We start from the raw sequence: 6,008 nt of genomic DNA on the forward strand, positions 1-6,008 counted from the left end.
ACTCCCTCCCCAGCTCCGCCGCCACGCTGCGAGGGTGCGGGACGGTCCGTACCGGAATGCCACGATTCCTATCACGCTCGGTTGCCGTGACTGCGGGGAGGGTGACGTCGCGCGCGCGGGAACGTGTGATATGGGCTCGGCACGAGGCGCACACGGAGCGTGGCGAGAGGCAGCTCACACCCCCCGGGCGTAACTTCTCGCACCCTGATACGTCTTAGGTTGGTAGTGCGGCAGTTTTCCGAGGGGCGGAGACGCGACGAACGGCAATGCGTCCCCGCGCTTCCACCGACTGCCGCCGACGGGGCTCCGGCGGGCCCCGGGACGGTCGTCGACCTTGACGGCCTTCGCGCACGACGCCGGGGTTGCGGCGGGTCAGGGACGCTTTGAGCGGCCGTCCCCGGCTTCGGCCCGGCCCCGGAGTCGTGCGCCGTACGGTTCCGTCCCCGCGCGGGCGCCCACCCGGGCCGACCGCACGGGGACGCGGAAGGGCCCGGCCGCCACCTGGCGGCCGGGCCCTTCCGGGTGCAGCGTCAGCGGTCGCCGAGGGCGACGTAGTCGCGGATCTCGACGCCGGTGTAGATCTGGCGCGGACGGCCGATCCGGCTGGTCGGGTCGTTGATCATCTCGTGCCAGTGGGCGATCCAGCCCGGCAGCCGGCCGAGGGCGAACAGCACGGTGAACATGCTGGTCGGGAAGCCCATGGCGCGGTAGATCAGGCCGGTGTAGAAGTCCACGTTCGGGTAGAGCCTGCGCGAGATGAAGAAGTCGTCCTTGAGGGCGTGCTCCTCCAGCTTGAGCGCGATGTTCAGCAGCTCGTCGTTCTTGCCGAGCTGGCCGAGGACCTCGTGCGCGAGCAGCTTGACCTGCGCGGCGCGCGGGTCGAACGCCTTGTAGACGCGGTGGCCGAAGCCCATCAGCTTGACGCCGGCTTCCTTGTTCTTCACCTTCGTGATGAACGCGTCGACGTCGCCGCCGTCCTTCTGGATGCTCTCCAGCATCTCCAGCACGGCCTGGTTGGCGCCGCCGTGCAGCGGGCCCCAGAGCGCCGAGATGCCCGCCGAGATCGAGGCGAACAGGTTGGCGTGGCTGGAGCCGACCAGGCGCACGGTGGAGGTCGAGCAGTTCTGCTCGTGGTCCGCGTGCAGGATGAGCAGCTTGTCCAGGGCGTTGACGATCACCGGGTTGAGCTCGTAGTCCTCGGCGGGGACGGCGAAGGTCATCCGCAGGAGGTTCTCGACGTAGCTCAGGTCGTTGCGCGGGTAGACGAAGGGCTGGCCCATCGCCTTCTTGTACGCGTAGGCGGCGATCGTCGGCAGCTTGGCGAGCAGGCGGACCGTCGACAGGTGGCGCTGGCCGGCGTCGAACGGGTTGTGGCTCTCCGGGTAGAACGTGGAGAGCGCGCCGACCACCGAGGACAGCATGGCCATCGGGTGGGCGTCCCGCGGGAAGCCCTGGAAGAAGCGCTTGACGTCCTCGTGCAGCAGGGTGTGCTGGGTGATCTCGCGGTTGAACTCGGCCAGCTGGTCCGCGTTGGGCAGCTCACCGTTGATCAGGAGGTACGCGGTCTCGATGAAGCCGCCCTGCCCTGCGAGCTGCTCGATCGGGTAGCCGCGGTACCGCAGGATGCCGTTGTCACCGTCCACGAAGGTGATCGCGGACTTGTACGCGGCGGTGTTACCGAAGCCGTTGTCCAGGGTGACCAGGCCGGTCTGCGGGAGCAGCTTCGAGATGTCGAAGCCGGCGTTGCCCGCAGTGCTCTCGACGACGGGGTACTCGTACTCGCCGTCCTGGTACCGCAGTACTACCGAGTTGTCGCTCACGTCTTCCTCACCGACGAAATGAATCCTCTTCCAAGGTGCCCTGACTGTCTCTACCATCCCCCATCTGGAGGACAGCCGCGCACCCGGGGTGGCCCGAAAGGGCCCGCCCCTACAAAACCTGCTGCCGCAGCCGGTACGAACCGGACAAGATCGGCACCACCCTAGGCTCTGCCGTAAATCTCTTCACGTCAAGAGAACATTAGAGGCAACCATCCTGTTGGATAATCATCCAGTTGCCAGTCGATGATCGAGCGCCGCATGCCGTCGACCTGCACTGACGGTCCGCACGGCCTGCGCGATCGCCTTCCGTGACCCCACCAGTACCACCAGTTTCCTTGCCCTGGTCACAGCGGTGTAGAGCAGGTTTCGCTGGAGCATCGTCCAAGCGGACATGGTGACCGGAATCACCACCACTGGGTACTCGCTCCCCTGCGAGCGGTGGATCGTGACCGCGTACGCGTGGGCCAGCTCGTCCAGTTCGTCGAAGTCGTACGGCACCTCCTCGTCCTCGTCGGTGAGCACCGTCAACCGCTGGTCGTCCACGCTGAGGGCGGTCACCACTCCCACTGTGCCGTTGAAGACCCCGTTGCGCCCCTTGTCGTAGTTGTTGCGCACCTGCGTGACCTTGTCCCCCACCCGGAACGTGCGCCCGCCGAACCGCCGCTCCGCCAGCCCCTCCCGGGCCGGCGTCACCGCCCCCTGGAGCAACGTGTTCAGGTTCCCCGCTCCGGCCGGCCCCCGGTGCATCGGCGCCAGCACCTGGACGTCCCGCCGCGGGTCGAAGCCGAACCGCTGCGGGATCCGCCGCGCCACCACGTCCACCGTCAGGCCGGCCGCCAGCTCCGCGTCGTCCTCCGCGAACAGGAAGAAGTCCGGCAGACCGTCCGTCAGCGGCGGCCTCCCCTCGTTGATCCGGTGCGCGTTCGTCACCACCCCCGACTGCTGGGCCTGCCGGAAGATCCTGGTCAGCCGCACCGACGGGATCGGGCCGCCCTGCGCCAACAGGTCCCGCAACACCTCGCCGGCGCCCACCGACGGCAGCTGGTCCACGTCCCCCACGAACAGCAGGTGCGCCCCCGGCGGCACCGCCTTGACCAGCTTGTTCGCCAGGATCAGATCCAGCATCGAGGCCTCGTCCACCACCACCAGATCGGCGTCCAGCGGCCGGTCCCGGTCGTACGCGGCGTCCCCGCCCGGTTTCAGCTCCAGCAGCCGGTGCACCGTCGAGGCCTCCGCCCCGGTCAGCTCCGCCAGCCGCTTCGCCGCCCGCCCGGTCGGCGCCGCCAGCACCACCTTCGCCCGCTTGGCCAGCGCCAGCGTCACGATCGACTTCACCGTGAACGACTTACCGCAGCCCGGACCACCCGTCAGCACCGCGACCCGCTCGGTCAGCGCCAGCCGCACCGCCTGCTCCTGCTCCGGCGCGAGATCGGCCCCGGTGCGCTTCGCCAGCCACTCCAGCGCCACCGGCCAGTCCACCCCGCCGAACCACGGCATCCGGTCGGAATCCGAACGCAGCAACCGCAGCAGCTGGTTGGCCAGCGAGATCTCCGCCCGGTGGAACGGCACCAGGTACACCGCGGTGATCGCCTCGCCCGCCTCCCCCGGCACCGACTCCCGCACCACCCCCTCCGCCGCGACCAGCTCCGCCAGGCAGTCGATCACCAGGCCCACGTCCACCTGCAGCAGCTTCACGCCGTCGGCGATCAGCCGCTCCTCCGGCAGGTAGCAGTGCCCCTGGTCGCTGCTCTGCGACAGTGCGTACTGCAGCCCCGCCTTCACCCGCTCCGGGCTGTCGTGCGGGATCCCCACCGCCTGGGCGATCCGGTCCGCCGTCAGGAAGCCGATCCCCCACACGTCCGACGCCAGCCGGTACGGCTCGTTCCGCACCACCCCGATCGAGGCGTCCCCGTACTGCTTGTAGATCCGCACCGCGAGCGAGGTCGACACCCCGACCCCCTGGAGGAAGACCATCACCTCCTTGATGGCCTTCTGCTCCTCCCAGGCCGCCGCGATCTTCTTCGTCCGCTTCGGCCCCAGCCCCGGCACCTCGATCAGCCGGCCCGGCTCGTTCTCGATCACCTCCAGGGTGTCCACCCCGAAGCGCTCCACGATCCGCTCGGCGAACCGCGGCCCGATCCCCTTGATCAGCCCCGAACCCAGGTACCGCTGGATGCCCTGCACCGTCGCCGGCAGCACCGTCGTGTAGTTCTCCACCGTGAACTGCCGCCCGTACTGCGGATGCGAGCCCCACCGCCCGTGCAGCCGCAGCGACTCCCCCACCTGCGCTCCCAGCAGCGCGCCCACCACCGTCAGCAGGTCGTTCGCCCCCCGGCCGGTGTCCACCCGGGCCACCGTGTAACCGGTGTCCTCGTTGGCGTACGTGATCCGCTCCAGCACGCCCTCGACCTGCGCGAGCTGGCGCGGCGCCTCCTGCCCCGACTGCGCCTGCCTGGCCACCGGAACCCCCTTCGACCAGTACGGGTGGACCTTCCGTTACGCACCGTACCGCCCGGCCACGACAAGCCCGCACCCGCACCGAACCACCCCCGCGGCAGGACCGCCTCCGGGCCCCTGCCGTGCAGCGCCCCCGCCGAGGTGCCAGGCTGGGACGGGCAGGGGGGCACGATCGCGCCCGTACGGGCCCCGTCCGAGGAGCAGTGCCCATGCTCAACACCGCCTTCCGCCCCGGCTCCCCCGACTGGCTCGACCTGGGCAGTCCCGACACCCGGGCCTCCGTCGACTTCTACACCGCCCTGTTCGGCTGGACCTTCGACCCGGCCGGCCCCGAAGCCGGCGGGTACGGCTTCTTCCAGCTCGACGGCCGGACGGTCGCCGCCCTCGGCCCGCTCGCGGAGGAGGGCTCCCTGCCCGCCTGGACGCTGTACTTCGCCACCCTCGACGCCGACCGCACCACCGAACTCGTCGAACAGGCCGGCGGGCACGTCCGGTTCACGCCCTTCGACGTCTTCACCGCCGGCCGGATGGCCGGCTACACCGACCCGACCGGCGCCGAGTTCGCCGTCTGGCAGCCGCACGACACCCGCGGCCTGGATGTCGTCAACGAGGAGGGCAGCCTCTGCTGGACCGAGTGCTACAGCGTCGACGCCGAACGCGCCAAGACCTTCTACCAGGCCGTCTTCAGCTGGCAGGAGCAGGACGTGCCACTCGAAGGCACCTCCTACACCGTCCTCACCCCCGCCGGCGCCGGCAGCGACGACGCCCACGGCGGCATCATGCAGCTCGGCCCCGAACAGACCGCCCGCGGCACCACCTCGCACTGGCTCCCCTACTTCGAGGTCCCCAACGTGGACGCCAGCCTCGCCATCGCCGACAAGCTCGGGGCCACCGTGCGGATCCCCGCCATGGACGTCCACGGCGTGGGCCGCCTCGCCCAGTTCCACGACCCGCACGGCGCCGTCTTCGCCGTCATCACCAGTGCCAAGCCCGGGGAGTGACAGCGAATCACCCCCGAGAAGGGGCCTGAGGGGGTGCTACGGGCAGTGGCGGCGGAGGTGCGGGGAAACCCACCCCGAAGGGCGTGCCTATCCTCTGATCATGACTGACCTGACGATCCGCCGGGCCACCGCGGAGGACCTGCCGGCGCTAGTGGCCATGCTCGCCGACGACGCCCTGGGCGCCACCCGCGAGAGCCCCGACGACCTCACGCCGTACCGTGCCGCCTTCGCCCGCGTCGACGGCGACCCGCACCAACACCTGGTCGCCGCCGAGCGCGCCGGCCGGACCGTCGGCACCCTGCAGCTGACCGTGATCCCCGGCATCTCCCGGAAGGGCGCCACCCGGACGATCATCGAGGCCGTCCGCATCCACACCGACGAGCGGGGCAGCGGCCTCGGCACCGAACTGATCCAGTGGGCGATCGAGCGCTCCCGCGAACTCGGCGCCGACCTCGTCCAGCTCACCTCCGACGCGACCCGCACCGACGCCCACCGCTTCTACGAGAAGCTCGGCTTCGTCCCGTCACACGTCGGATTCAAGCTCCAACTCTGAGGCCTCGGAGTTCCAAGGCCCCGGACCCCGGAAATGCAGAGAACCCCCATCCGGTCTCCCGGATGGGGGTTCTCTGTGAATGATTGTTCGGCGGCGTCCTACTCTCCCACAGGGTCCCCCCTGCAGTACCATCGGCGCTGTAAGGCTTAGCTTCCGGGTTCGGAATGTAACCGGGCG

At 69.9% G+C, this 6,008-nt stretch carries 4 protein-coding genes and 1 rRNA gene; 2 read left to right on the top strand and 3 right to left on the bottom strand.

What is annotated here, in order from left to right; all coding sequences use genetic code 11:
- Window positions 1-530: 530 nt before the first annotated feature.
- The gene (locus tag ACIQVZ_RS06770; protein ID WP_350885417.1) at window positions 531-1,820 is read right to left on the bottom strand and encodes a citrate synthase; all 1,290 of its coding nucleotides are present in this window, start codon (window positions 1,818-1,820) and stop codon (window positions 531-533) included.
- Between the two features lie 225 nt (window positions 1,821-2,045).
- Entirely contained in the window at window positions 2,046-4,280 is a 2,235-nt protein-coding gene (locus tag ACIQVZ_RS06775) for an ATP-dependent RecD-like DNA helicase (RefSeq protein ID WP_350885415.1), read from the bottom strand.
- Between the two features lie 206 nt (window positions 4,281-4,486).
- Between ACIQVZ_RS06775 and ACIQVZ_RS06780 the strand changes: the two genes are divergently transcribed.
- Both ACIQVZ_RS06780 and ACIQVZ_RS06785 read left to right on the top strand, forming a co-directional pair.
- Window positions 4,487-5,278, top strand: coding sequence for a VOC family protein (locus ACIQVZ_RS06780; RefSeq protein ID WP_350885413.1), 792 nt, complete (start codon window positions 4,487-4,489; stop codon window positions 5,276-5,278).
- 100 nt (window positions 5,279-5,378) lie between these two features.
- A complete protein-coding gene (locus ACIQVZ_RS06785; RefSeq protein WP_402447703.1) occupies window positions 5,379-5,831 on the top strand; it encodes a GNAT family N-acetyltransferase in 453 nt (150 codons plus the stop codon).
- A gap of 85 nt (window positions 5,832-5,916) precedes the next feature.
- Here the strand turns inward: ACIQVZ_RS06785 and rrf are convergent.
- Window positions 5,917-6,008: ribosomal RNA gene (gene rrf, locus ACIQVZ_RS06790) — 5S ribosomal RNA — on the bottom strand; the annotation flags it as partial.

Origin of the sequence: Kitasatospora sp. NPDC098663 (assembly GCF_044760075.1) — a bacterium.
Classification (GTDB): domain Bacteria; phylum Actinomycetota; class Actinomycetes; order Streptomycetales; family Streptomycetaceae; genus Kitasatospora.